The organism is Peptoniphilaceae bacterium AMB_02, from assembly GCA_036321625.1.
In the GTDB taxonomy this organism is placed as follows: domain Bacteria; phylum Bacillota; class Clostridia; order Tissierellales; family Peptoniphilaceae; genus Microaceticoccus; species Microaceticoccus formicicus.
Genome location: CP143259.1, coordinates 2,461,663 through 2,486,746, shown reverse-complemented (window position 1 = coordinate 2,486,746; position 25,084 = coordinate 2,461,663). Strand labels below are relative to the sequence as shown.

Here is a 25,084-nt window from a genome sequence, read left to right as displayed (position 1 = left end):
ATTAAAATAGAGCATAGAGAAAGGGATATTTATGGATAAGACAATTGCAGCAATATCCACTTCCATTGGGGAAGCTGGAATAGGAATTGTTCGAATGAGTGGAAAAACAGCTATAGAAATCGGAAAATCCGTTTTCGTACCTGCTAATAATAGAGAAATAAGTGATGATAGTAATAGAAAACTTCTATACGGTCATATATATGATGGAGATACTCTCATAGATGAAGTACTGGTTGCTTTTATGCACGCACCCTATACTTATACTAAAGAGGATATGGTAGAAATATATACACATGGAAGTATTGTAAGTGTCAAAAAAGTTTTGGAGCTCCTACTTAAAAGAGGAGCTGATATAGCCGAGAGAGGTGAGTTTACAAAAAGAGCTTTTCTAAATGGGAGACTCGATTTATCTCAAGCTGAAGCGGTCATAGATGTAATAAAAGCAAAGACGGATTCTTCTTACAAGCAGTCAATAAATCAACTAAAAGGCGGTCTTAAAGACAAAATCTCAAGTCTTAGAAATTCCCTTATGGAGATATTGATGTTTGTAGAAGTGGCTATCAATTTTTCCGAGGACGGTCAAGAAGAACTCAACACTTCAAAGGTCATAAAAGACGGTAGAATGCTATTGGAAGAAATGTCGGAACTTATAAATACTTCCAATAAGGGTAAGATAATAAGGGATGGTGTAAATACTATCATCCTGGGTAAACCGAATGTAGGAAAGTCTTCCCTACTTAATAATCTGCTTAGAGAAAATAGAGCAATAGTTACTGATGTACCCGGAACTACGAGGGATATGATTGAAGAATTTATCAATATAAATGAAGTGGCTATTAGACTTGTAGATACTGCAGGAATAAGGGAAACAGACGACATAGTTGAAAAAATAGGAGTTGAGAGATCCTTGGAATTGTCTGAAAATGCAGATTTAATTATTGCGATTTTCGACATATCAAATGAACTGGACGAAGAGGACCATAAGATACTCGAGATAATCAAGGATAAAAAGACAATAGTGCTACTCAATAAGGTTGACCTTGGAAGTATAGTTGCCAAGGAAGAGATTGAAAACACAATCGGTGAAGTGAGGATTATAGAAACTTCGATGAACCATGAGATAGGCATTAAAGAACTTGAAGAGTCTATAGTAGAGCTTTTCTATCTAGGCGATATAAATATGGACAGCGATATAATAATATCTAACTCGAGACATGAAAAACTATTAAGAGAATCAAAACAGAGTTTGTCAGATGCGATCGATGCTATAGAATCAGGTATACCTATAGACTGTGCGGAGGTTGATCTTAGAAACTCCTGGATAAAACTTGGAGAAATTACAGGCGAGTCGACTACACCTGAGTCGGTTCTTGATAAAATCTTCAGTGAATTTTGTATAGGTAAGTAATTTTGTAATTGAAAGATGGTGATATATTGGAAATGAAATATTTTGATGACGGTTCATATGATGTGGTAGTCGTAGGTGCTGGTCATGCAGGATGTGAAGCTGCACTTGCTTCAGCTAGACTGGGGCTCAAAACACTTATAATGACTATCAGTATGGAATCTGTGGCCGATCTGCCTTGTAATCCGAATATCGGAGGAACCGGTAAGGGACATCTGGTTAGGGAAATAGATGCACTTGGCGGAGAGATGGCAATTAATATAGATAAGACTTTTATTCAGTCGAGAATGCTGAATACCTCTAAAGGACCTGCTGTTCACTCATTAAGAGTACAGGCAGATAAATATAAATATCATATAGAAATGAAACAGGTTCTGGAGAATCAAGAGAATTTGGATTTGATACAGGCTGGAAGCTTCAGAGATTATCATAAAAGATAAAAAAGTAGTAGGTGTAAAGACTTTGGCAGGAGGCATATATACTGGTAAATGTGTGATTATTGCCACCGGAACATATCTAAAGGGACTTATTTTAATGGGAGAACTACAGTATACAGGCGGTCCTCATGGTATGACATCCGCTGAGTTTTTGTCTAAGTCGCTTTTAGAAAATGATATAGAGTTAAGACGTTTCAAAACCGGAACACCTGCCAGGGTTCATATGGACTCAGTAAATTTAGAACTGATGGAGGTTCAAAAAGGTGATGATGAAATAATTCCGTTCTCCTTTATGAATAAATCCGAAGATATACAAAGAGAACAAAGGGACTGTTATCTGACATATACAACGGCCAAGACCAAAGAGATTATTCAAAAAAACCTTAGTAGAAGCCCTATGTATTCAGGTGAGGTTGCCGGTATCGGTCCAAGATACTGTCCTTCTATAGAAGATAAGATAGTAAGATTTCCGGAAAGAGAAGAACACCAGATATTTTTGGAACCTGAAGGACTTGATACAAAAGAGATGTATGCTCAAGGCATAAGTTCCACTCTTCCCTACGAAGTTCAGATAGATATGTACAAGTCGGTTATCGGTATGGAGAATGTCAAGATTATGAGACCTGCTTACGGTATCGAGTATGACTGTATAGATCCGACCATATTAAAACAAACACTTGAACATAAGGAAATAGAAAATCTGTTTTTTGCAGGTCAGATTAACGGTTCGTCCGGATATGAAGAAGCTGCAGCACAAGGCTTGATAGTCGGACTAAATTCATTTTGCAATATAAAAGGAAAAGAGCCTTTTATATTGGACAGATCCGATGCTTATATAGGCGTGTTGATAGATGACTTGGTAACCAAGGGAACAAATGAACCTTATAGGATGATGACTTCAAGAGCGGAGTACAGACTCACTTTAAGACAGGACAATGCCGATTTAAGACTGACTCAAAAAGGATATGATATCGGGCTGGTTACCGAAGAGAGATATGCGAGGTTTACCGAGAAGAAAGCAGCTATAGAAGATGAACTCGCAAGATTAAAGAAGGTAATAATAACGCCTACCGCTAGCAGCAATAATACTCTGGTAGAGCTTGGTACAACAGAGCTTAAAACTGCACTTAGTCTATATGATTTAATCAGAAGACCTGAGCTGGATTATGAAATGCTTGCAGTACTGGATACTGAAAGGCCAAACCTTGAGACTGAGGTTAAAAACCAAGTACAGACGATAATCAAATATGAAGGATATATAGAAAAACAATTATTCCAGATAGAGCAGTTTAAGAAGCTGGAAAAGAAATCCATAGCTCATATAGAAGATTATAAGCAAGTCAAAGGTTTAAGTAATGAAGCTGTCCAAAAGCTTAATAATTTCAGACCTGAATCGGTTGGTCAGGCAAGCAGAATTTCCGGAGTTTCACCATCCGATATAAATGTATTGTTAATTTATTTGGAGATGCAAAGGAGGCAAAATGAGTAGTAAACTTACTGAACTGACAGCTTCTGCAAATATTGAATTAAGTGAAGAAAACATACTAAAGCTTACAAGATATAAAGAGCTGGTACTGGAATGGAATCAAAAGTTCAATTTAACTGCTATAACAGATGATGAAGAGTTTGATATTAAGCATTTTTATGATTGCCTCTTGCTTTTAAAGCTGGATGAGATAAAAGGTGCAAAGAAAATCATAGATATAGGAACAGGTGCCGGATTTCCAGGAATACCACTTGCAATAATGATGCCGGATACAGAGTTTTTGTTACTGGATTCATTAAAGAAACGTATTGGTTTCTTAGAATTCGTAATCGAGGATCTGGGATTAAAAAAAGTCAGAGCCATCCATGCAAGAGCAGAAGAACTGGGCAGAGATCCTGCATATAGAGAAAAATACGATATTTGTGTCTCAAGAGCCGTTGCATCACTTGATACGCTTTCGGAATTCTGTATTCCCTTTGTAAAACCATCCGGTCATTTCGTATCCATGAAAGGATCTGCAGGAAGAGAAGAGCTCAAAGATGCAAAAAATGCCATCGAGATTCTGGGAGGAAAACCTGAGGATATTATCGAGTATGAGCTAGTCGAAGGAGATCATAAGAGATTCCTAATAAGTATAAAGAAGATTAAAAGCACTTCTAAAAAATACCCTAGAGCGGGTGGCAAGCCAAAGAGTAAACCGCTTTAGACAAATGAATTGAATTAAATAGTTAAAACATTATGAAACCCCCTATATCAACTCAACATGAGGATTAGGGGGTTTCAAAGTCTATGACTTAAGGGGCGTCATTTAATAAATCAGCTAAAATAAGATGATTTTATCTTGATCTACATTTAACCTTATATCCACATTTAATACTTACTAATAGAACGATCAACCAGTAATGCAATGACGTCGTAGAAAAAATTAGGAAATGTCGTCACTTCATCATTTACTCCTAAAATTGACTCTATACTGTTCTATTTACATACGGATCTATTAGAATAGTGCTAAAATAATTGCAGCCTAGGGTTATCTCTCCCTCCGAGTTTGCTTCGCAAACCCACCTCCCTCGTCAGATGGAGGCCTTCAAAGACAGATTTTTCCACATCTCCTATAGCAGAACCCATCTTAAGTTCATACATTACATTCTCTTATTTTTACGGTCCTTTTTTTGCAGTCGAATTCTTACCAATAACCCAGTTCTTAGAACTTCTTTACATGAAAGTTTCCGTAATTTCGTAATGAATCTCAATTGGTTAGTTGGAAAGAGAGATGCCTGTGATAGCAACTGAGTGAGTGAAAGGAATAAAAGAATTAGAAGAATTCTACTTATATATCCTAAACTCACCATTTATCCAAACCTCTACCGACTCTATGATTAAATCAGTTAAAGAAGCAGAGGAAGTGCCCACACTTCCACGTTTATTTCCAAACTCTTTCCTTACAACCGATAAACTAAGAAACATACCCACAATTACATGTTTATTTTCCCACCTATTTTAATCTTACAAATTTTTCAATCGGGCGTGCTAAAAAAGAGCTAAAAAATTGTAATCTAGAATTTTCTCCCCCGAGCCGTTTTTAGGTTTATTTTATTCGCCTTTATTTTTACATTCGAATTCAGCTACTAAATTCTTTTTTTATACTGGATTAATATTCCAAAAGATATATATTAATTGACATAAGCCGGTTTGAGCCATCTTTCTGGTTTTATCAGAATAAATTTAGAGTCTTGTATTATGAGAAAACTACAAAACGGTCTCTACGTTCATTCTAGAGCCTCTATTATAATAATCTAAAATTATAATATTCATAATCTATATAAGATGAATGAAATAGCGAAAATACGTTTAATAAATAACTAACAATAAATACGTGAATCCTGTCTATAAAAGAATTATATAATAGTAGAATATAAGTTATAATCTATGTAGAGGTGATTAAATGAAAACTGAAATTATATCTGTCGGAACAGAATTATTACTTGGAGATATTTTAAATACCAATTCAAAATATATATCTACAAAAATGGCTGAACTAGGTCTCCCTCTTTATAGACATACCACGGTAGGAGATAATTTTGAAAGGCTATGCAAAGCTATCATCACGGGCCTTCAAGATAATGATATCCTGATACTGACCGGAGGACTCGGACCTACGCCGGATGACATTACAAAAGAGGCATGCGCCAAGGTACTTGATTTGCCGTTGTTACTCAATGACGAGAGTTATGAGAGATTGAAGGAGTATTTTGCAGACAGAAACTCCGTTGAAAACAATATGAAACAATCAGTATTTCCTGAAGGGACTATCATCCTTCCAAATAGATTTGGAACAGCCGATGGAGGGATTATAGAAGCTGAAGGTAAAATTATTATAATACTGCCCGGACCACCTAAAGAGATGGAACCGATGTTCGAAGAGTATGTATATCCCTATCTTTCAAAATTCAGTGTGCAGAAGTTCTTCTCTAGGTTCTACAGAATCACAGGCATGGGAGAATGGCAGATGTACAGCATTATCAAAGATTTAATAGATACTCAGACAAATCCGACGGTAGCACCTTATGCAAAAAAAGAAGCGCTAGTTATAAAACTTACAGCAGCAGCAAAAGACTTGGAAAGTGCAGAAGTCTTGTTTGAACCTTATGAAAAAGCCTTTAAAGAACGTTTTAAGGAAAATTATTTAGGTTATGATCAAAGACCTCTAGAGGAGAGAATAGGAGAAATAGTTATTGAGAAGGATTTATCAATCTCAACTGCTGAATCCATTACAGGTGGAATGGTTGCCTCTACCCTAATCAATTATCCCGGAATCTCCAGTGTCATAAGTGAATCTTATGTAGTCTATAGCGATGATGCCAAGAAAGAGATCCTTGGTGTAGATAAGGACATATTGGAAAAACACAGTGCAGTCAGCCCTGAAGTCCTCAAAGAAATGCTCTATGGAATTAGGCGAATTACTAAATCTGATATTTGTCTTGCAACTACAGGATATGCAGGACCGAATGATGATAAAGTCGGCTTAGCTTACTATGGCTATCTAATTAATGATGAACTCTATATAAATGGTAGAGTATTTAAAGGACTAAGAAACGAAATACGACAAAGAGTAACAAGAGAATTATTAAATGCACTACTTAAAAGGCTACTTGATAAAGATATATAAGTAATATAATATTATTTAAGCCATGTAATTAATTGTTTCACGTGAAACATTTAAATTGTTTGAGTTGAGAATTCCGGAGTTATAATGCTAATAATTGCATACATTAAAATAAATATAAAATGCTTTAATCTATATCTTTGATTTTTATAAGTTAATGGACTTAATTTAATTTTAGAATTATTGTCCATTATTGTTTCACGTGAAACATCAGGCTCTATTAATTACTAAAACAAATATATGATAATATAAAACTATCGATAAGCTCCCAAATTGTTTCACGTGTAACAATTTAGGGGTTTTACTTTTTGGATAACTATATTCTGCTTATAATAGTTAACTAAATTAGATAAAATGGTTATATCATTAGGTATATTGGAATTTGGATACCATTATATAAAGAAAACTACTTAAAAAACTAAACTAATTCTAAGTATAACTTCATTTGTTTAGATTTTGAATTATAACACATATTGACATAATGTTTCACGTGAAACAAATTTCAATAAAGGGTTCTTTTTAGTTGAAATTGTTGATTATTCAATTTTCAAATTTACAATATCTACAAGATTTTAATACTTCGGATTAGCCTTAAATTCTCATTAGCACTAACAAATAAACAATCCAATACCTTATTCATTTCATTTTTCATATATGATTAATTTATACAGAATATTTTAAATGATACCTTATGATATTAATTTTAATAATGATGTTTCACGTGAAACAATCATTAGGCATTATTTATTATTTTGTGTTTCACGTGAAACATTGAGTATTCTTAAAAAACTAGATCTACCGTGATAGTTTAAATCCACTAAAACGAGTAAACTATTATAATAAAATAATTCAATCTGAAAATTTTAAATTGTTTAAATAATTAAAAGTATTAAGTACAATTATTATACTTAGCAAATTAAATCCGCTCAATCCAATAATCATATTTCTTAATAGTATCAAAATATTCTTTCATTAATAATGATGTTTCACATGAAACATTCTCAAAACTAATATATCATTTGATGTCTAATGATTTCGAATAAATGACAGTAATTTAAGCTATAATTATATTGTATGCTCATGCGAGATTTTAAAATGGTTAATATGCAATCTTTAACTTTCTAAAATTGGTATATTCCTATGTCTATGTTATAATATTCATAAGTGATTATTTAATTTGAATTTGAGATTTTAGTAATTGATAATAGCTGTAAGGAGCTGTAATATGTCTTAAAATACATTCAATACGAGTGGATTATTTAGACGTATGTAGGCAAGATATTTTAAATACAAGTATTATTTTCAAATTTATCAGTATACATTTATTATAGATAGTTTGTTAAAAAATGTATTTACGAAATAAATTTATGGAGGGATTTTTATAATAAAGAGATAGTTAATAATATGACAAAGTTTGTCTTTTATTCCTTTTAGCTGGGGCTAAAGAAAACATGATATTTAATAATAAATTGATAAAAATAGATTGAGTAGAATTCTGTATTTTTATGAATTGATTGTTAAATATATATTTATTATCCGGTGAAATGTAATGCCGATTTGAATACTTTGGAGAGTGTTTATGGGTAAAATTATTTGTGTTTTTAATCAGAAGGGTGGAGTCGGTAAAACGACTACAGTTGTTAATTTAGCAGCTGCACTCGGGAATTTAAAGAAAAAGGTATTGGTAACGGATGTCGATCCGCAAGCAAATGCTACCTCAGGCCTGGGTATAAATAAGGAAGAGTTGGAGCATACGATTTATGAGCTGCTTATAAGTACTGAAGATTCCAGGGAATTCATACTTGAAACCAGTTCAAAAAATGTTGGTATTTTACCGTCTACACCGGATTTGGCAGGTCTTGAAGTGGAGCTAGTGATGCTGGATACCAGGGAGACTAGACTTTCTAAAGTATTAAATTATGTAAAAGATGATTACGATTTTATACTTGTGGATTGCCCTCCATCGCTCGGACAGTTGAGCATTAACGCTCTTGTTGCTGCAGATTCTGTGCTTATTCCGATTCAGTGTGAGTATTATGCACTTGAGGGTGTTTCCCAATTGATTGCTACTTTAGAGCTTATAAAGACCGGTTTAAATCCTTCGCTGGAAATAGAAGGAGTACTACTGTCTATGTTTGACGGTAGAAACAATTTGGCTTTGGAAGTGGTAGAGGAGGTCAAAAAATACTTTAAGGATAAGGTTTTTAAAAGTATTATTCCGAGAAATATTAGGGTTGCCGAAGCACCATCTTATGGTTTAAGTGTAATCGAGTACGACGAAAAGTCTAAGGGTGCACAGGCCTATACCAAACTTGCAAAAGAAGTTGTCAGAAATAATAAGAGATGATAAGGAGCCTGGTAATATGAAAAAAAAGACCGGACTAGGTAGGGGTCTTGGCGCTCTTATCAGGGATACTGCACCTGATAATGAGTCTAGTGATATTGAGCAAATTAAAAGTATCGATATTGAATTAATCTATCCTAGAGAAGATCAACCTAGAAAACAATTCGATGATGAAACCATAGCTGAACTTGCAAAATCCATAAGTGATCATGGAATTCTTCAACCACTCTTATTGAGAGAAGTTGGAGATAAGTTTGAGATTATTGCAGGAGAACGTAGGTATAGAGCGGCTAAGATTGCGGGTTTAAAAGAAGTACCTGCTCTTATAAAGGATGTAAAAGACAACATTGTTAAAGAAATATCTATAATAGAGAATATACAAAGGGAAGATTTAAATCCGATTGAGGAAGCTCTGGCTTACGAAGAGTTATTAAGCGAATATAATTTAACTCAGGAAAAATTAGCTGCTAAAGTTGGGAAGAGCAGATCCTATATAGCTAATAGTTTAAGATTATTGGGCTTGGATGATTATATTAAGGAGTATTTAATTAAAGGGGAAATCACCTCCAGCCAAGGAAGGACCTTGCTTTCAATTAAGAACCCACTGGAGAGAAAAGAGTATTTGAACAAGCTTCTCGAAAACAAAATCAATATCAGAGAGATTGAGAGAAGGGCTAAGAAAAAGCATACCGGTAAAGTTGATATTTTTATTAAGGACATGGAAGAGCGATTTACCGAAGTACTCGCTACAAAGGTAAAACTCATACCCGGTAAAAAAGGTGGTAAAATCGAGATTAGCTATTTTAGCAATGAGGATCTCGATAGAATATATGAATTCTTTAAGGAGGAAAATTATGGATAATTTGATGGGATTAAGCTTAAAACAGTATTTGGACAATGCTTCGGATAAAGAACCTAATCCGGGTGGAGGTTCAGTTGCAGCTTATGTAGGTGGACTGGGAACAGCTCTTGCTATAATGGTTTTAAATCTTTCTTATGGCAAAAAAGCTTATGAGGATTTGGATCAGAATATCAAAGATCAATTGGAAGATTTAAAAGATGAGTATTTTGAGATTATTAAGGAATTGGAAGTCTATGTAAATGAAGATGCAAAATCATTTAATAAAGTACTCGAAGCTTTCAAACTTCCTAAAGAAACAGAAGAAGAGAAGGAAATCAGATCAAATGCAATTCAAGAAGGGTACAAGTATGCATTGGAGGTTCCTTTAAATACTGCTAGATTGGCAAATAGAGCTCTTAACAAATTGGAACCATTTGTAGAGCATGGTACGGTATCGGCTATTACAGACGTCGGATGTGCTATACTTTTCTTAGCTTCTGCTATAGAAGCGGCACTATTCAATGTTATAATTAACTTAAAGAGCATTAAAGATGAGGAATTTTGCAAGCAGGCTGATGATGAGGTCCATGAATTAATAGCAAATGCTCATAGATTAAGGGATGACTATTTGGAAAGAACTTATAGAAGATTAGACTAATTTGAGATTAAAGTAAATAATATGAATTTTGACCTTAAGCGAATCAGTTTAAGGTCAAAATTCATACATAAATGTAAAAGTTTTAGGAGGGAATTATGATATATTTCGATAATGCAGCTACTACTTTTCCTAAACCCACGGTTGTTACCGACAAGTTGCTGGAAGTTGTTACCGGATATTGTGCTAACCCAGGTAGAAGTGGTCATAAATTTGCATTAAAAATGGATAGAGAGATTTTCGATGTTAGAGACAGGTTGACTAAATTTGTCAATGGAACAAATACCATGAATACAATATTTACTTTTAACGGTACCGATAGTTTAAATATCGCTATTAAAGGTGTAGTAAAAGAAGGTATGCATGTAATTACAACTTCCATGGAACATAATTCTGTTCTAAGACCACTTAAAGAGCTTGAAAGAAGAGCATTAATAGAGCTGACTATAGTGGAAGGAAATCAACAGGGCATGGTAGAACCTGAAGATATTGAAAAGTCGATAAAACCGAATACCGGCATCATTGTTACAACTCATATGAGCAATTTGACCGGAACTATATTGGATATTGAAAAAATAGGACAAATAGCTGCGAATTATAATATAATATATATCGTAGATGCGGCTCAGTCTATTGGAGTACTCGATATAGATGTACAGAAGATGAATATCGATATTTTATGCTTTCCGGGACATAAGGGATTGCTTGGACCTATGGGAACGGGAGGATTATATATAAGAGAGGGACTGGAGCTGGATCATATTAAAGAAGGCGGAACGGGAAGTTTTTCCAGTGATCCCTTGCAACCGTCAATCTATCCGGACAGACTGGAATGTGGAACTTCTAATGGTCCCGGAATTATTGCACTCGGAGAGGGATTGAAATTTATTGAAGAAGTGGGTCTTGAGAATATAAGGGAACATGAGGAATCTTTAAAAAATTTATTTATTGAGAATATTTTAGACGATAAGGATTTCAAATTATACGGAACTCTGGATAATAGACAGGGCGCTGTGGTTTCTTTGAATCTTAAAGATATGGACTCTTCCGAGCTTGGATACATTTTAAGTGAGGATTATGAAATTTTTATTAGACCCGGACTTCACTGCGCTCCTCTTGCGCATAAGTCGATAGGAACTACTGATTTTGGGGCTGCTCGGTTTAGTTTTGGCTACTTTAACACCGATAAAGAAGTCTTGGAAGCAGTTAGAATTTTAAAAGAGATAGCTAAGGAGTATTAAAATGTCAAGTTTCATTAATTTTATCCAAACAGCTAATGTGGTATTATTCTTTATTCTATTGGTTGCTATAATTTTTTGTTTTATGATTTTATCTAATACAAATAGAAAGTTAAATCGATTAAGAAGGAGATACGACACATTATTAAGAGGCAGGGGTGAACTCGATATGGAGGGTTTAATTGCTGCACATAGTACCGATCTTGAAAATCATGATGAAATAATCATGAAATTGCAAGAAGAAATGAAAGAAAATAGCAGGTTATTGAATTCAAAACTAAATGAAATCAGTGGTAAGAGTTCTGATTCAATCCAGAAAATCGGATTTCATAAGTATAATGCATTTGAGTATGTTACCAATGAGATGTCTTTTTCACTGACACTTTTAGATTCGAGATCGGACGGAATAATAATTACGAGCATATTTGGAAGAGAAAGTTCCAGCACATATGCCAAGGAAATCAGAAAGGGCAAGGGCGTACAGGAGCTTTCAATAGAAGAAGAGATTGCACTTGGTAGAGCTCTTCAAAACGGTTAGTTTTTAAAATGCAAAGAAAGATATTATTTATAATAAATCCTATTGCGGGATCAGGTCGTGCTTTAAACTATAGAGAGAAAATAGCTGATTATCTAAACGGTACTGATATTAAATATGAGATAGTACTGACGGAAAGTTCGGGGCATGCAACTGAAATTGCAAAAGCAACAGCTTTCGAAGACTTTGATACCGTAGTTGCAGTAGGTGGAGATGGAACGGTCAAAGAAGTAGCAAAGGGACTTGCCTTTGGAGATGTACGATTGGGAATCATGCCTGCAGGGACCGGAAATGATGCTGTAAAAAGTTTAAATATAAGTCGAAATTTTGAAGAATCCATGTATTCAATAATCTATGGTGAGGAAAAGCTTGTAGATATAGGGATTGCAGGTGAAAATATATTTTTAAATGTCTTATCGGTTGGATTTGATGCCGAAGTAGTAAAATATACCGATATGGTAAAAAAACATATCAAAGGTAAGTTTGCTTATTATCTGGGACTTATAATGGCTTTTACCAGGTATAAAAATAAAGAGCTGGAAATATATGCTGAAGAAGGACGATATAAGGGCGGTGTCCTCTTAGCAGCTATCGGAAATGGAAATTATTACGGTGGCGGGTTCAATATACTGCCCTTGGCTGAGATGAATGATGGACTGCTTGATGTATGCATAGGAAATGATATGTCCAAGATATCGATTATAAGGATATTTATTGAATTACTTAAAGGCGTACATCTGGAAAACCGTGAAAAAGTCGTATATTTTAGGGCCAAGAGTGTTACAATTAAACCAAAGGATTATATTGAGCTCAATATAGATGGAGAGATAAGCTTACTTAAAGAGGAATTAAATGTAATTATAAAAAGAGATGCATTAAAAATTATAGTGTAAACAGGAGGAGAAAAATGGGATTATTTGAAGAACTAAAAGCTAAATTGGATGGTATTGACAAGACCATAGTATTTCCGGAAGGAAAAGATATTAGAATACTGGGTGCTTGTGCAAGACTCAAGAAAGACGAGATAGTAACTCCTATAATAATAGGAAAAGAGGAAGAAGTTAAAGAGATAGCTAAAAACGAAGGATTTGATTTAGAAGGTATACAAATCATCGATCCAGATTCATATGATGAATTTGATGCTATGGTCGATGCATTTGTAGAAAGAAGAAAAGGTAAAGCTACTGAGGAGCAAGCCAGAATACTATTAAAAGACAGCAACTACTTTGGCACTATGCTTGTATACCTTGGAAAAGCAGACGGGATGGTCAGTGGTGCTGTTGGATCAACGGGAGATACTGTAAGACCTGCACTTCAAATTGTAAAGACTGTTCCGGGGGTATCGAGAATTAGTGGTGCCATGGTAATGATGGGACCAAATAATGAAAGATATGTATTTGCGGACATAGCTATCAATATAACTCTTGAAGCGGATCAATTGGCAGAACTGGCTGTTGAAACTGCTAAAACGGCAAAAATCTTTGGAATCGATCCTAAAGTTGCTATGCTGAGTTTCTCAACTATGGGATCAGCTTCATCTCCGGAGCAGGAAAAAGTTGCAGAGGCTACCAGACTAGCTAAAGAAATGGCTCCGGAACTTGCAATAGACGGTGAGATGCAATTCGACGCTGCACTTGTACCTTCAGTCGGAAAGAAAAAAGCTCCTGAGTCAAAAGTTGCAGGTCAGGCAAATGTATTTATTTTCCCGGACTTACAAGCTGGAAATATAGGATATAAGATTGCAGAAAGACTTGGTAAATTCGAGGCTATAGGACCGATACTACAGGGACTTAATGCTCCAATTTCAGATCTTTCGAGAGGATGTTCTGAAGAAGATGTTTATAAACTTGCAATGATTACCGCTCTACAAAGTTTATAGTATATGGAGATCGTCAAGTTTAGAGATTTAAGTATTATAAATCTTGGGGATAAAAATCTGGTAGTTGCCAACGACTCTTCCGGATCCATAGGATCAAAAGAAAATGATGCACTAAAGGTAGATCCTGAAGTTGTAGGATACCATGCAGCACAGGTCGCCCTTATGGAAATTATCGCCTATGGCGCGAAGCCTGTGCTCGTCATAAATAATCTATGTGTGGAGATGAAACCCACCGGAAAACGGATAATAGATGGAGTAGTCCAAGCCATGAATTCAGTTGGTATGGATACTACTCAATGCTTGAATGGAAGTACCGAAGAGAATTTTATCACTACCATGACGGGAATAGGAATTACCGTTTTGGGTGTGACTGATATTGTACAGACTCCAATTTTCAAATCTGAAAAAAGAGATTTAGTTGCAGTTCTTGGTATGCCCTTAGTTGGGCAGGAAATTATCGACGCTGGTAAAAGTGAAGTAATGAATGCCGGACTTTTAAAAAAAGTAAGGTCACTGCCTTATATTAAGGAGATTTTACCTGTAGGCTCAACGGGCATCAGGAATGAACTTAGAAACATAGAAAGAGATGCAAAATCAAAAGCGCTTATCTTTAAAACGGATTTAGATTTGGAGAAAAGCAGTGGACCAAGTACATCGGTACTGGTTACACTCAAAGAAGAAGATAGCCATAAATTATCTGAAGATTTGGATATAAAGACAACTCCTTTGGCAATATTAATTTAATATATTACAAAACCTAGATATAACCGTTGATATTTAACAAATATTTTAAAAAATAGTTAGATTTGTAAAATAAGGGTAAATATATTACTGAGGATATAAATGATTTATAATAGGTTTTGGAAAGGAGTTGAAAAAATGCCACCGAAAAAAAGGATAAGTGAAAATGATATTATAGAAGCAGGACTAAATGTAATATCAAAACACGGGATTGATGGATTTAATGCAAGGGAGATTGCTAATGAATTAGAATGCTCCACTCAACCTATATTCAGTAATTTTACAAATATGGACGATTTAAGAGAATCCGTATATCAAAGCGCCAAGGATTATTTTAATACGGAGAAACAGAAGAGAATCGTTGATAAGACTCCACTATTTGCAATGATTATGGAATATGTAAATTTTGCAGATAAACAGAAAAATTTATTTGGTTTTCTGTTTATGAATAATAAATATGATGCACCTAATCTCTATGATTTTTTAGACAGCTCAAATACAGAAGTTATAGGAATGATAAGAGATTTAACGGATTTGGATGCTGAGCATGTAATAGAGTTTTCAGAGATGATGATATTTTATATCTACGGTATGGCAAGAACATTAGCAATGAGAAAGACCACTTTGACAGAAGATGAACTTAAACACTATGTGCTAAAGGGCTTCCTCGGCTTAAGTAGACAAATAAGAGAGAAACAGGGTCTAAAAGGTGACAAAGAGTACCAATTAAAGGTCCGTAAAGCATTGGATATGAAATAAGAATACTCAAGTATATAAGGGGTAGTGTATTGGGATGAATAATTCCGACACTATCCTTTTTATTTACTTGAAAGATGAGAGGCAAAATATGTAATACCGATTCATAAAAGACGAATATGGATTTAATTGGGAAAAGATAGATTATGACAGGAAATATACTCTACATAAAAAATCAAAATACGGATGATTTTTAATTAAACAGAATCTATTTCTCATAGATGGCTTATTTATAACCATGAATAGATATTGTCAATAAATTAATATTATATTATAATTAAATATATAAGATTAGTAAATATGATAATAGGAAATATAAAGGAGATAAGATGAAAAAAGTAGGTATTATTACGGATAGTACTGCGTATTTGGATAGTGAGTTTATTTCGAAACATGATATTGGGATAGTTCCGCTGAGTTACACTTTCGAAGGAGAGAACTACTGCGAGGGCGTTACCGAGACTTTTGATGAGTTTTTCAATAGATTTGAAAAATCTAAGGATTTTCCGGTTACAAGTCAACCTTCTACCGGTGATTTCTTAAAAGTCTATAATGAATGGCTAGAGAAATACGATGAGCTCTTGGTAATTACCATTTCTTCGCTGATAAGCGGAACTTATAGCAATGCGGTACTTGCATCTGAGATGATCGAGAACTCCAAAATTACCATAGTAGACAGCTTAAATACTGCAAGCAATTTAAGATTTATGATAGAAAGAGCTTTGGAATTATTAGAAGAGAAGTCGGTTAAAGAGGTAGTGGAAATTCTTGAAAAAGAGAGGGATAATTACGAAGTATTTCTAATCGTAGATAATTTGGAGTACTTAAAAAGAGGTGGAAGGATTTCATCCTTTGCTTCATCCATAGGTAATTTTCTTCAATTAAAACCGATAATCGGCTTAATTGACGGTAAATTGGAACTGGTTGAGAAAATAAGAGGAACTAAAAAAGCCATAGAAAGGGTTATAGAGATGATTCCTGAAAACACCAATAGAATCTCTATCTGCCATATCTCAAATGATGAGGTGGCAAATCAATTGATTGAATCCCTGGGCATAAAACATCCGGATGCAAAAATTACAATAGATGATTTGGGACCGGTAATAGGCAGTCATATAGGTTTAAAGGCATTTGGAATATTGTTTAGTACTAAGTAGTCAAAAATATTTATATAAAAAAGTAAAGGCATTAGAAGAAATTCTAATGCCCAGACTGTTGACAAAGCATAGCTAGAAAAAATTTCTAGCTGTGCTTTTTTTGTTCTAAAAATGCCATATTATGTGTAGTTTAAGCCGTTTTGGGTATATATAACACTAAGAGAGAGGTGTTAATATGCTATTTAAAAATTCTAAAAACAAAGTTGATCAAGTTCAAATGATTTCAATAGATCAAATGGTTCCCGAAGATCATATACTTAGAAAAATAGATAAATACATTAAATTTGATTTCATATATGAATTAGTTGAAGATTTGTACTGTCTTGATAACGGACGACCTAGTATAGATCCCGTTGTTTTGCTTAAGATTACCTTAATCCAATACCTTTTCAACATAAAAAGCATGAGACAAACAATTAAAGATATTGAAGTAAATCTTGCTTACAGATGGTTTTTAGGTTTTGATTTTTACGATAAAATACCTCATTTCACAACTTTTAGTCAAAACTACAGAAGAAGATTTAAAGATACAAACATATTTGAAGATATTTTTCAAAACATACTACTACAAGCCATTGAAGAAGGCTTAGTTGATACAAATATCCAATTTGTTGACTCAACACATGTTAAAGCACATGCCAATAGGTATAAGGTTGTTAAAGTAAAAGTGAAAAAAGAGGTAAAATACTATCAAAAAAAGTTAGAAAAAGAAATAAACGAAGATAGAAAAAAACATGATAAAAAGCCATTTGATCCTAAAGATAAAGATGAAGAACTAAAAGAAGTAACAAAAAGCACAACAGATCCTGAAGCAGGACTATTCCATAAAGGTGAACATAAAGAAGTATTTGCATACAGCGTACAGACATCATGTGATAAAAATGGATGGATATTAGGTTTTAAATCATATCCTGGAAACTTACACGATGGAACAACATTTAAAGATTTCTTTGATGAAAAGTTAAAACGATTGAACCCTAAAAAACTAGTTATGGATGCAGGCTACAAATTCCCGGCAATAGCGAAAGAACTGTTTGATGATGGAGTATTTCCAGTATTTCCATACACCAGGCAAAAAACAAAACCAAAACTAGAAAACCCATTCTACAAAAGAGATTTTGTGTATGACGAATACTACAACTGTTACCTTTGTCCAGCAAATGAAATATTAGAATACTCAACCACAAATAGAGAAGGATATAGGCAGTACAAGAGCAACCCAAAGATCTGTGTAAACTGTGGGTACCTAGGAAGGTGTACAAGTAGTAAAAAACACCAAAAGATAATAACTAGACATATCTGGCAAGATTATCTTGATATCTCAGAAGAATACCGGTATACATATAAAGGGAAAGCAGAGTATAAAAAGAGAAAAAAAACAATAGAAAGGCAATTTGGGAGTGCAAAGGAATATCATGGATTTAGATATACCAATATGGTAGGTATAAAGAAAATGGATATGAAAGCAGCACTTACTTTTGCGACCCTAAATATGAAAAAGTTAGCAATAATCTTAAGTAAAAGAGATAAAAAACCACCCAAAAATAATAGTGTTTTAAGAAAAATATTGAACTTTGCTAATAGATTTGTCAAGATAGAGCAAACCCTGATTTTTAATCAGGGTTTGTCTTCAGTCTGGGCATTAGAAGAAATTCTAATGCCTTTAGCTTTACCTTAGTTTATTCTTTTTTGTTTATTAATAACTCTTTAAAATTGATTTGCCGGTTTTTACGATTCTATCTAGAATTACTGATAGTATTAATACTTGAGCTCCAAAAGTTATAAGATTCGGAATGGCTCTTACTTGTACCAGTTTAAAATATGGTGTACCGGTAGTCATATTTAGCCATAATGAAGTGATACCAAGTCCAATAACAAAGGCCACTATAGCAGAAGCCAAGATTATTGATTTAATATCGATCTTTCTATTATGGAATATCGCTCCATAAGCAGCACCTCTTAGGAAAGCGGAAAGCGTGAATCCCGGGAAAAAAGTACCATATGGGAACAATAACATTCCTATTATATCTGCAAGTGCAGCAGCTATTCCTGCAGTAAGAGGACCATAGAGAGCTCCTGTTACAGCAATTGCAATAAAGTTAAAAGTTAATCGTACAATCGGTGTTTGAAAGCTGAAAAACCTGGTTAGGACTACATCTATTGCTATTAAAAGTCCAACAGTTACCAATTTTTTAGTATCAAGCATAAAAAAACCTCCTTTTGTGCCACACAAAGGAGTTATAGGTGGCAGCGGACGCGGAATGGTATCGTAAACCAAGGTTTTCGTCTGATAGCAACTTCCCATCTACCAGCACTTAACGCACCATTACCTACTCTGACAGTTTTACTGTACTTATATTTACAAATATATTCTATCATGGTTTAAATATATATACAAGAGAATATATTTTTCATTGCATATATCGTGGAATTATGAAATAAGCTATAATTCACACTAGAATCTGTTTTACTTAGCAATAAATTTTGTTTGAAAAGGTATCGTATAAATGTAAATAATAGTATATATTATGCAAGAATATCCATATGTCACAGAATCACGGTTTAATCGTTATATATATGAAGAAAAAAAGTAGTTAAATGCTGATTTTATGATATACTTTATTAAACAGAGTAAAGTATCCTCAATACGGGGATAAAGATGGATTAGGAGGGAAAGATGTTATTTATCAGCATGTTAATGAATGAAGAAGAAAAAAGTAAACTTCTTCATATTTATGAAAGATACAAGAATTACATGTATGTAATAGCATACGAGGTATTAGGCAATCAAGCCAAAGCCGAGGATGCAGTAAGTGATTCAATACTTAAAATAAGTGGTGCGCTCAGCAATATAGACGATTTAGAGTCATATAAGACAAAAGGTTATATTGCAGCTATAGTTAAAAACACCGCGCTTGATATATATAGAAAAAATAAAGGTAGAAATATTGAATTTAACGAATCCTATATGGGTTATGTTCCGGATGTAAGTGAAGAAATTGAGAACAAAGACGAGTATAGAAGAGTGGTAAATGCAATTAATAAACTACCGGATATATATAGGGATGTTCTTATTCTAAGATATGTAAATGAACTGGACGATGAACAGATTGCAAAGAGCATGGGAATATCAAAAGAAGTTGTTAGGAAGAGAGCTGAGAGAGGAAGAAAAAGAATAATATTTGCTCTTGGGAAGTTTGGTGATAGCGATGAATAAAAAAGACAATTTAATAAAAAAAGCTCTAACTGAATACGTAATTGATAAATCAAAACATTATGAAGAGATATCCGATATGGATATTCAGTTTTCTCCGGGATTTGATAGAAAAGTGATGGAGAAAATTAATAAGCCTGGTTTTGATATTATGAGTTTTCTGACCAGTAAAACAGGAAAGCTCGTATCTGTTGCGGCTGTTTTTGTGATTATAGTTGCAGCAAGTATCAACTTATTGCCCGGTTTAAAATCTGATAAACCTGCTATGGATACCAAGATGGAAGCCAAGAAGGAAGAAGCTAAGCTACAAAAGACTGAAGATAAAAAAGATCAGGGAGTAGAAGAAAAGGTTGAGGGTAAAGTCGAAGTAAAACTGAACGAAGAAGTCGAAAAAGAAGAGGAAAAAACAGAAGAAGCCAAAACAGAAGATGCGAATGATGAAACGACAACTGTCGAGTCTAGGACTGATGGCGAGGATGCACCGATTGTTACAGTTGATAAACTGTCTATGGGCTTAAATAAACCTTCATATCAAACTGGAGATCCTATAGGAATTTATATTAGAAATGATACCGGTGCTGAAATAAATATCGATGATAATTTTGTTTTATCCAAAGATGGTGGAAGCATTGGAAGTATTAGCAGATAGGGAAGTTGGAAATCTAAAAATTCCAACAGGAAGTACAAGATATGTAGAACTGAATTCTGAAAAGTATTTCGGAATAAACCTTGAAAACGGGAATTATACACTTACTAAAGATATTAACGGGGTAAATTTAGAGCTGAAATTCGAAGTTAAATAAAAAGTGAGGTAATAACGATGAGAAAGCGAAATGTCAGTATCGTTTTGTTATTAGTATTGTTTTTAGTATTTACTGCATGTTCCAAACCTGCTAGTAAAAATGAATACGAGATGCCTGCAGGTGAAATATATATAAGTGATAGAGATTTTGGAACCGGTGGAAGCACTACAGAAGATTACAAAGATGCAGGAGAGAGTGCCGAAGAATCTAAAAGTGTAGAACCGGAAAAAGTAATAGTCACTATCGATATGAATTTTGAAACAACAAAATTTGAAGAATCTGTAGAGAAAATAAACGAAGCTGCTAAAGCTGTAAAAGCTTATGTACAAGATTCAAATATAGAATTCGGAAGTAGTTATAACAGAAAAGTCAAATATGCTTATATTACTATAAGGGTACCTAAGGACAAGGTAGAGGAATTTAAGGCATCCTTGGGTGAAGGGGTAGGAACACTGATATCAGAAAACATCAGTAAATCCGATGTTACGAAGACTTATAGGGATAATGAAACAAGATTAAGAGTACTTCAAGACAAAGAAAATAGACTCAGAGAACTGCTTAAAAAGGCTGAAACAGTTGAAAATATTATAGAAATCGAAAATAGCTTATCTGAAACTATAACTAAAATTGAGATAATCAAATCGGATTTGCAAAATATCGATGATAAGGTAGATTATAGCACTGTATACATTCAATTAAAAGAAGTCAAGGTTATTACTCAAGTAGAAACACCTACTACCTCATATTTTGACAGACTGAAAAACGCAGTATCCGGTTCGATGAAAGAATTTGTAGAAGGTATGGGGGATTTACTGATTAGTTTCATATATTTCTTCCCAAATTTGATTCTGCTGATTATACTATTTGTGATATTAAGACTTATTTATAAATTCCTTAAAAAGCGATTGAAAGGTTTTAAATTCAAAAGCACTAAGAAAAAAGAGGTTTTAGTAGATGAAGAAGATGATGAGACTGGACAAAATCCTAGTTAATATGGGGTACGGATCCAGAAAAGAAGTTAAAGAACTAGTAAAAAAAGGGGAAGTAAAAATAAATAATGAATATGCTAAACAGGCGTCCATAAAAGTGGACGCCTATTTAGACATCATTGAAGTTAGGGGAGAAGTACTAGAATATCGGGAATTTATATACCTTATGCTTAACAAACCGAAAGGCTATATAAGTGCTACGGAAGACGACTATCATAAAACGGTTATTGAATTGATAGATGAAGACTATCTCCATTTCAAACCATATCCTGTTGGAAGACTTGACATAGACACCACCGGACTTCTGATACTAACCAATGATGGAGATCTGACACATAAACTGATATCACCTAAGAGCGGGATTATTAAAAAATATCATGCAGAAATTGACGGAAGAGTTACTGAAAAAGAAATTGAAATTTTTAAAAACGGAATATATCTAGCGGAGGAGGATTATACAACTTTACCTGCTAAGCTGGAAATACTTAAAAGAGGCCAGATGTCTACAGTGCATGTTTTTATACAGGAAGGTAAGTATCATCAGGTCAAGAGGATGTTTGAATCCGTTGGTATGAAAGTAGTGGAACTCAAGAGACTCTCGATGGGTGAAATCGAACTCGATGTAGATCTTGGTGAAGGTGAATACAGAGAACTCAATCGCAGCGAAATGGAATGGATTCAAAAAATTATGGAATAAAAATCAAATAAAAACATCCACTTAGGGGAGTGGATGTTTTTAGGAGAGTAATTATCTATATAAACTCAGTTCCTACTAAAATTTGAAAGGAGGAAGTATTGAACTGAGTGAAGAAAATTGCATATTTTAAATAGTGGAAATCCACTATGGGGTAAGTATGTGAGGAGCAGAAGTCTGCTCCTCATAGTCGATATCTATTTTAACAATTTCTTATTGGTCGCAATTACGACGGGTAGGAGGAATAAGATTTGTATTTATTTTCTCGACTATAAATATTTATTTTATTTTGTTGTTAGCATTATTTTGTGTTAGTTATTATTTTGTTTATATTTTATTGTTTCTATATACAAGGCATCACTCCTAAGATTTATTTGTGTTTCCTTATTACAAGACTATTTTAAATAAAATATATGTAGGAAATGTGTTATAAAGATTACAAAAAGGTAAGAAAAATATTTTCTAATAATGGTGATAAAATGGCGGATAGACCAAGGGAATACAAGAGTATACTGATTAGACAAAAAAAGAGCAAATACTGGTTTAATTATGATTATGGTATTAACCTTTATAGAGGCTGCAGTCATGGATGTATATATTGTGACAGTAGAAGTCAGTGCTATGGGATAATAAACTTTGATGAAATAGAAGCGAAAACAAATGCCATTGAAATCTTGGAAAACGAGCTTAGGAAAAAAAGAAAATCCTTGACAATAGGGATGGGGGCTATGAGTGATCCCTATAATCCCGTAGAAAAAGAAGAAGAGCTTACCAAGGCGGCTCTTAAATTAATACTAAAATATCAACATGGAATCATAATTACTACGAAGAGTAATCTTGTAATTAGAGATATAGATATATTGACAGAAATTAACAAAACTCAGCCGGTACTCTGTTTATTTTCAATCAATACTGCCGATGATATACTGGCTTCAAAAACAGAGCCTTATACCTCTAGACCTACAGAAAGATTTAAAGCTATAGAAAAACTCAATATTGCAGGTATCAATACCGGAGTTTTGCTCATTCCAACATTACCTTTTATAAGCGATAATGAGGATAATATTATAAAAGTAGTTAAAGCCTCAAAAAGTGCAGGAGCTAAATTCATCTATCCTTCTTTTGGACTTACACTCAGAGGCAATCAAAGGAACTACTATTATGAAAAATTAGACCTTCACTTTCCGGGGATTAGTGAAATCTACAAAAAGACTTTTGGAAATAAATACTACTGTGAAAGTCCTAAAACGCATGAACTGAGAAAAATGTTTGAAATCACATGTCAAAAATACGAACTATATTATAAGATCGATGAGATTAATCACATATTTTTGGAAGCTCAAATCGATAGGCAAATGTCTCTTTTGGATATGGAATAAATAACCTCTAATAAGGACTACTTCCCTAGAATACAGGAATTGATAATGATTATCAATCATTTAACATGAATATATTATCTGATAAAGGGTATATAGAATATGCATAGCCTAAGGTAATGTAAACTTAAAATGAAAGAATAGAAAAAACAATAGAATATATTCACAAAAGTACGAATAATTATAATAATGATGAGATTATTTACTCAACTAAAGCCTAACTTATTTGAGTAAAAAATCAAGCAGCTATCAAATATTTGTGTTGCTCAGCCTCAGAGATATCAAGACCAGCTACTTTAGCAGGAGTCATATCGTTTAAAGAACTATGAGGTCTAATAAAATTATAGTAGAAAACAAACATGGAAATAATATTGTTAGCATCTTCAAAGCTTTCAAAACCACGCTTTGTTTTATACCAAGACTTAAACTGAGAGTGAAAAGATTCAATTAGATTATTTGAAATATCGTCGTGAAAACTTTCAACTCTAATATGTTCTTGGTCTGGGAAATAGACCTCAATTGGTTTTAAATAGGCACTGTAGCGATCAGTGACCAAAGAGTTAGGACAACCATGTTCTTTTGCAGAATTAATCAACTCAAAAGCAGAATCAGAATTTCTGTGAGGAGATAGGTTAAAATCTACGATAAACCTGGTTTCAGAATCTTCAACAAACCAAATATATGATTTAATCCCAGCAACTTTGACTACGGTTTCATCCAAATGCCACTCATCAGAATTTAGATCTAGATAAGACTTAAAATAATCTGAAATTTCTTTAAAGGCAGGAGCAAACCCCGATACCCAGCTATGGATAGTAGTGTGACTAACTGACACATTAAACAGGGTTTTCATCAAAAAAGCACACTCTCTAAGAGAGTTTTTACCGATGAAGTAAAGGTGCATGGCTTTTAAAACTATATTAACAGGAAATCTGAGTCCTTTAAAATGGTCTTTACCGGTAAGGTTGGAAATCAATAGGCATGGCTTTAGAAACCTTAAAAGAGTGATTACAAGACTTATCACAACACCTAAGATTGCTATAGTAAGTAAAGTCATGATGAAGAAAAGTAGCCTTACCACAAACAGTACAAGGCTGATATTTTCTTGAAGGTAGCTTACCTATTATGGTATTTGGATTATTAGGTGCAAACTGTCTATTACATGATCGGCAAAGATATTTTTGATATCCACGAGAATCAAAGCCGTAACGATAAAAAGACGAGTTATTGTTGCATCTTGGGCAGATAAGTGATACATTATTATTCATAAGAGTTCATTCCTTTCTTGGGAGTACTGGTTTTGTGGATAAAACTATTGTATCACAAGGGGTCTGGACTCTTATTCTTTTTTAAGTTTACGGACCGTAG

Annotated in this window: 21 protein-coding genes, 2 pseudogenes and 1 riboswitch; of the genes and pseudogenes, 21 read left to right on the top strand and 2 right to left on the bottom strand. The window is 33.8% G+C overall.

Features of this window, described 5'->3' with window-relative positions:
* The first annotated feature begins 31 nt into the window (after positions 1-31).
* From mnmE to VZL98_11705, 15 genes and pseudogenes are all read left to right on the top strand, one after another.
* Positions 32-1,408, top strand: coding sequence for a tRNA uridine-5-carboxymethylaminomethyl(34) synthesis GTPase MnmE (mnmE, locus tag VZL98_11775; GenBank protein ID WVH63353.1), 1,377 nt, complete (start codon positions 32-34; stop codon positions 1,406-1,408).
* A gap of 26 nt (positions 1,409-1,434) precedes the next feature.
* A pseudogene (gene mnmG / locus VZL98_11770) lies at positions 1,435-3,331 on the top strand (tRNA uridine-5-carboxymethylaminomethyl(34) synthesis enzyme MnmG).
* Complete coding sequence (gene rsmG / locus VZL98_11765; protein WVH63352.1) at positions 3,324-4,034, top strand: 16S rRNA (guanine(527)-N(7))-methyltransferase RsmG; 711 nt, start codon at positions 3,324-3,326, stop codon at positions 4,032-4,034. Before mnmG ends, rsmG begins: the two are co-directional and overlap by 8 nt.
* A 1,239-nt stretch (positions 4,035-5,273) precedes the next feature.
* Entirely contained in the window at positions 5,274-6,497 is a 1,224-nt protein-coding gene (locus tag VZL98_11760; protein WVH63351.1) for a competence/damage-inducible protein A, read from the top strand.
* A 1,576-nt stretch (positions 6,498-8,073) separates the two neighbouring features.
* On the top strand, positions 8,074-8,841 hold the full coding sequence (locus VZL98_11755) for an AAA family ATPase (protein ID WVH63350.1): 768 nt from the start codon (positions 8,074-8,076) through the stop codon (positions 8,839-8,841).
* A 16-nt stretch (positions 8,842-8,857) separates the two neighbouring features.
* A complete protein-coding gene (locus tag VZL98_11750) occupies positions 8,858-9,700 on the top strand; it encodes a ParB/RepB/Spo0J family partition protein (GenBank protein WVH63349.1) in 843 nt (280 codons plus the stop codon).
* Entirely contained in the window at positions 9,693-10,337 is a 645-nt protein-coding gene (locus VZL98_11745; protein WVH63348.1) for a cyclodeaminase/cyclohydrolase family protein, read from the top strand. The genes VZL98_11750 and VZL98_11745 overlap by 8 nt, the downstream gene beginning before the upstream one ends.
* Positions 10,338-10,432: 95 nt before the next feature.
* Positions 10,433-11,575, top strand: a complete 1,143-nt coding sequence (locus tag VZL98_11740; GenBank protein WVH63347.1) for an aminotransferase class V-fold PLP-dependent enzyme — start codon at positions 10,433-10,435, stop codon at positions 11,573-11,575.
* Between the two features lies 1 nt (position 11,576).
* A complete protein-coding gene (locus VZL98_11735) occupies positions 11,577-12,110 on the top strand; it encodes a DUF4446 family protein (protein ID WVH63346.1) in 534 nt (177 codons plus the stop codon).
* Positions 12,111-12,118: 8 nt separating this feature from the next.
* A complete protein-coding gene (locus VZL98_11730; protein ID WVH63345.1) occupies positions 12,119-13,000 on the top strand; it encodes a diacylglycerol kinase family protein in 882 nt (293 codons plus the stop codon).
* A 14-nt stretch (positions 13,001-13,014) separates the two neighbouring features.
* Positions 13,015-13,986, top strand: coding sequence for a phosphate acetyltransferase (gene pta / locus VZL98_11725; protein ID WVH63344.1), 972 nt, complete (start codon positions 13,015-13,017; stop codon positions 13,984-13,986).
* A gap of 3 nt (positions 13,987-13,989) precedes the next feature.
* A complete protein-coding gene (locus VZL98_11720) occupies positions 13,990-14,730 on the top strand; it encodes an AIR synthase related protein (GenBank protein ID WVH63343.1) in 741 nt (246 codons plus the stop codon).
* 135 nt (positions 14,731-14,865) lie between these two features.
* Positions 14,866-15,486 (top strand): TetR family transcriptional regulator, encoded by a 621-nt coding sequence (locus tag VZL98_11715; protein ID WVH63342.1) that lies wholly within the window; start codon positions 14,866-14,868, stop codon positions 15,484-15,486.
* A gap of 326 nt (positions 15,487-15,812) precedes the next feature.
* Positions 15,813-16,640, top strand: a complete 828-nt coding sequence (locus VZL98_11710) for a DegV family protein (protein WVH63341.1) — start codon at positions 15,813-15,815, stop codon at positions 16,638-16,640.
* A 175-nt stretch (positions 16,641-16,815) separates the two neighbouring features.
* Positions 16,816-18,318, top strand: coding sequence for an IS1182 family transposase (locus VZL98_11705; protein WVH63340.1), 1,503 nt, complete (start codon positions 16,816-16,818; stop codon positions 18,316-18,318).
* An 18-nt stretch (positions 18,319-18,336) separates the two neighbouring features.
* Here VZL98_11705 and VZL98_11700 read toward each other — a convergent pair whose 3' ends face one another.
* The gene (locus VZL98_11700) at positions 18,337-18,846 is read right to left on the bottom strand and encodes a folate family ECF transporter S component (protein WVH63339.1); all 510 of its coding nucleotides are present in this window, start codon (positions 18,844-18,846) and stop codon (positions 18,337-18,339) included.
* 40 nt (positions 18,847-18,886) lie between these two features.
* Positions 18,887-18,980, bottom strand: a riboswitch (THF riboswitch).
* Positions 18,981-19,317: 337 nt separating this feature from the next.
* On the opposite strand from VZL98_11700, the gene VZL98_11695 reads away from it, so the two are divergent.
* The 6 genes from VZL98_11695 to VZL98_11670 all read left to right on the top strand — a co-directional run bounded on the left by VZL98_11695 (position 19,318) and on the right by VZL98_11670 (position 23,719).
* The gene (locus VZL98_11695) at positions 19,318-19,857 is read left to right on the top strand and encodes a sigma-70 family RNA polymerase sigma factor (protein ID WVH63338.1); all 540 of its coding nucleotides are present in this window, start codon (positions 19,318-19,320) and stop codon (positions 19,855-19,857) included.
* Entirely contained in the window at positions 19,850-20,503 is a 654-nt protein-coding gene (locus VZL98_11690) for a hypothetical protein (protein ID WVH63337.1), read from the top strand. The genes VZL98_11695 and VZL98_11690 overlap by 8 nt, the downstream gene beginning before the upstream one ends.
* Positions 20,484-20,657 (top strand): hypothetical protein, encoded by a 174-nt coding sequence (locus VZL98_11685; protein ID WVH63336.1) that lies wholly within the window; start codon positions 20,484-20,486, stop codon positions 20,655-20,657. The genes VZL98_11690 and VZL98_11685 overlap by 20 nt, the downstream gene beginning before the upstream one ends.
* 17 nt (positions 20,658-20,674) lie before the next feature.
* Entirely contained in the window at positions 20,675-21,649 is a 975-nt protein-coding gene (locus tag VZL98_11680; GenBank protein ID WVH63335.1) for a DUF4349 domain-containing protein, read from the top strand.
* Positions 21,612-22,343, top strand: a complete 732-nt coding sequence (locus tag VZL98_11675; protein ID WVH63334.1) for a pseudouridine synthase — start codon at positions 21,612-21,614, stop codon at positions 22,341-22,343. The genes VZL98_11680 and VZL98_11675 overlap by 38 nt, the downstream gene beginning before the upstream one ends.
* A 476-nt stretch (positions 22,344-22,819) precedes the next feature.
* Complete coding sequence (locus VZL98_11670; protein WVH63333.1) at positions 22,820-23,719, top strand: radical SAM protein; 900 nt, start codon at positions 22,820-22,822, stop codon at positions 23,717-23,719.
* Between the two features lie 235 nt (positions 23,720-23,954).
* Here the strand turns inward: VZL98_11670 and VZL98_11665 are convergent.
* Positions 23,955-24,984 (bottom strand): annotated as a pseudogene (locus VZL98_11665) (IS6 family transposase).
* Positions 24,985-25,084: the final 100 nt, after the last annotated feature.

What these genes read in the sequence shown, in the direction of transcription:
- VZL98_11700 (WVH63339.1), bottom strand. Translation starts at nt 18,846, where the DNA reads ATGCTTGATACTAAAAAATTGGTAACTGTTGGACTTTTAATAGCAATA.
- VZL98_11730 (WVH63345.1), top strand. Translation starts at nt 12,119, where the DNA reads ATGCAAAGAAAGATATTATTTATAATAAATCCTATTGCGGGATCAGGT.
- VZL98_11680 (WVH63335.1), top strand. Translation starts at nt 20,675, where the DNA reads ATGAGAAAGCGAAATGTCAGTATCGTTTTGTTATTAGTATTGTTTTTA.
- pta (WVH63344.1), top strand. Translation starts at nt 13,015, where the DNA reads ATGGGATTATTTGAAGAACTAAAAGCTAAATTGGATGGTATTGACAAG.
- VZL98_11745 (WVH63348.1), top strand. Translation starts at nt 9,693, where the DNA reads ATGGATAATTTGATGGGATTAAGCTTAAAACAGTATTTGGACAATGCT.
- mnmE (WVH63353.1), top strand. Translation starts at nt 32, where the DNA reads ATGGATAAGACAATTGCAGCAATATCCACTTCCATTGGGGAAGCTGGA.
- VZL98_11710 (WVH63341.1), top strand. Translation starts at nt 15,813, where the DNA reads ATGAAAAAAGTAGGTATTATTACGGATAGTACTGCGTATTTGGATAGT.
- VZL98_11690 (WVH63337.1), top strand. Translation starts at nt 19,850, where the DNA reads ATGAATAAAAAAGACAATTTAATAAAAAAAGCTCTAACTGAATACGTA.
- VZL98_11695 (WVH63338.1), top strand. Translation starts at nt 19,318, where the DNA reads ATGTTATTTATCAGCATGTTAATGAATGAAGAAGAAAAAAGTAAACTT.
- VZL98_11675 (WVH63334.1), top strand. Translation starts at nt 21,612, where the DNA reads ATGAAGAAGATGATGAGACTGGACAAAATCCTAGTTAATATGGGGTAC.
- VZL98_11735 (WVH63346.1), top strand. Translation starts at nt 11,577, where the DNA reads ATGTCAAGTTTCATTAATTTTATCCAAACAGCTAATGTGGTATTATTC.
- VZL98_11760 (WVH63351.1), top strand. Translation starts at nt 5,274, where the DNA reads ATGAAAACTGAAATTATATCTGTCGGAACAGAATTATTACTTGGAGAT.
- VZL98_11715 (WVH63342.1), top strand. Translation starts at nt 14,866, where the DNA reads ATGCCACCGAAAAAAAGGATAAGTGAAAATGATATTATAGAAGCAGGA.
- VZL98_11720 (WVH63343.1), top strand. Translation starts at nt 13,990, where the DNA reads ATGGAGATCGTCAAGTTTAGAGATTTAAGTATTATAAATCTTGGGGAT.
- VZL98_11670 (WVH63333.1), top strand. Translation starts at nt 22,820, where the DNA reads ATGGCGGATAGACCAAGGGAATACAAGAGTATACTGATTAGACAAAAA.
- VZL98_11740 (WVH63347.1), top strand. Translation starts at nt 10,433, where the DNA reads ATGATATATTTCGATAATGCAGCTACTACTTTTCCTAAACCCACGGTT.
- VZL98_11705 (WVH63340.1), top strand. Translation starts at nt 16,816, where the DNA reads ATGCTATTTAAAAATTCTAAAAACAAAGTTGATCAAGTTCAAATGATT.
- VZL98_11755 (WVH63350.1), top strand. Translation starts at nt 8,074, where the DNA reads ATGGGTAAAATTATTTGTGTTTTTAATCAGAAGGGTGGAGTCGGTAAA.
- rsmG (WVH63352.1), top strand. Translation starts at nt 3,324, where the DNA reads ATGAGTAGTAAACTTACTGAACTGACAGCTTCTGCAAATATTGAATTA.
- VZL98_11750 (WVH63349.1), top strand. Translation starts at nt 8,858, where the DNA reads ATGAAAAAAAAGACCGGACTAGGTAGGGGTCTTGGCGCTCTTATCAGG.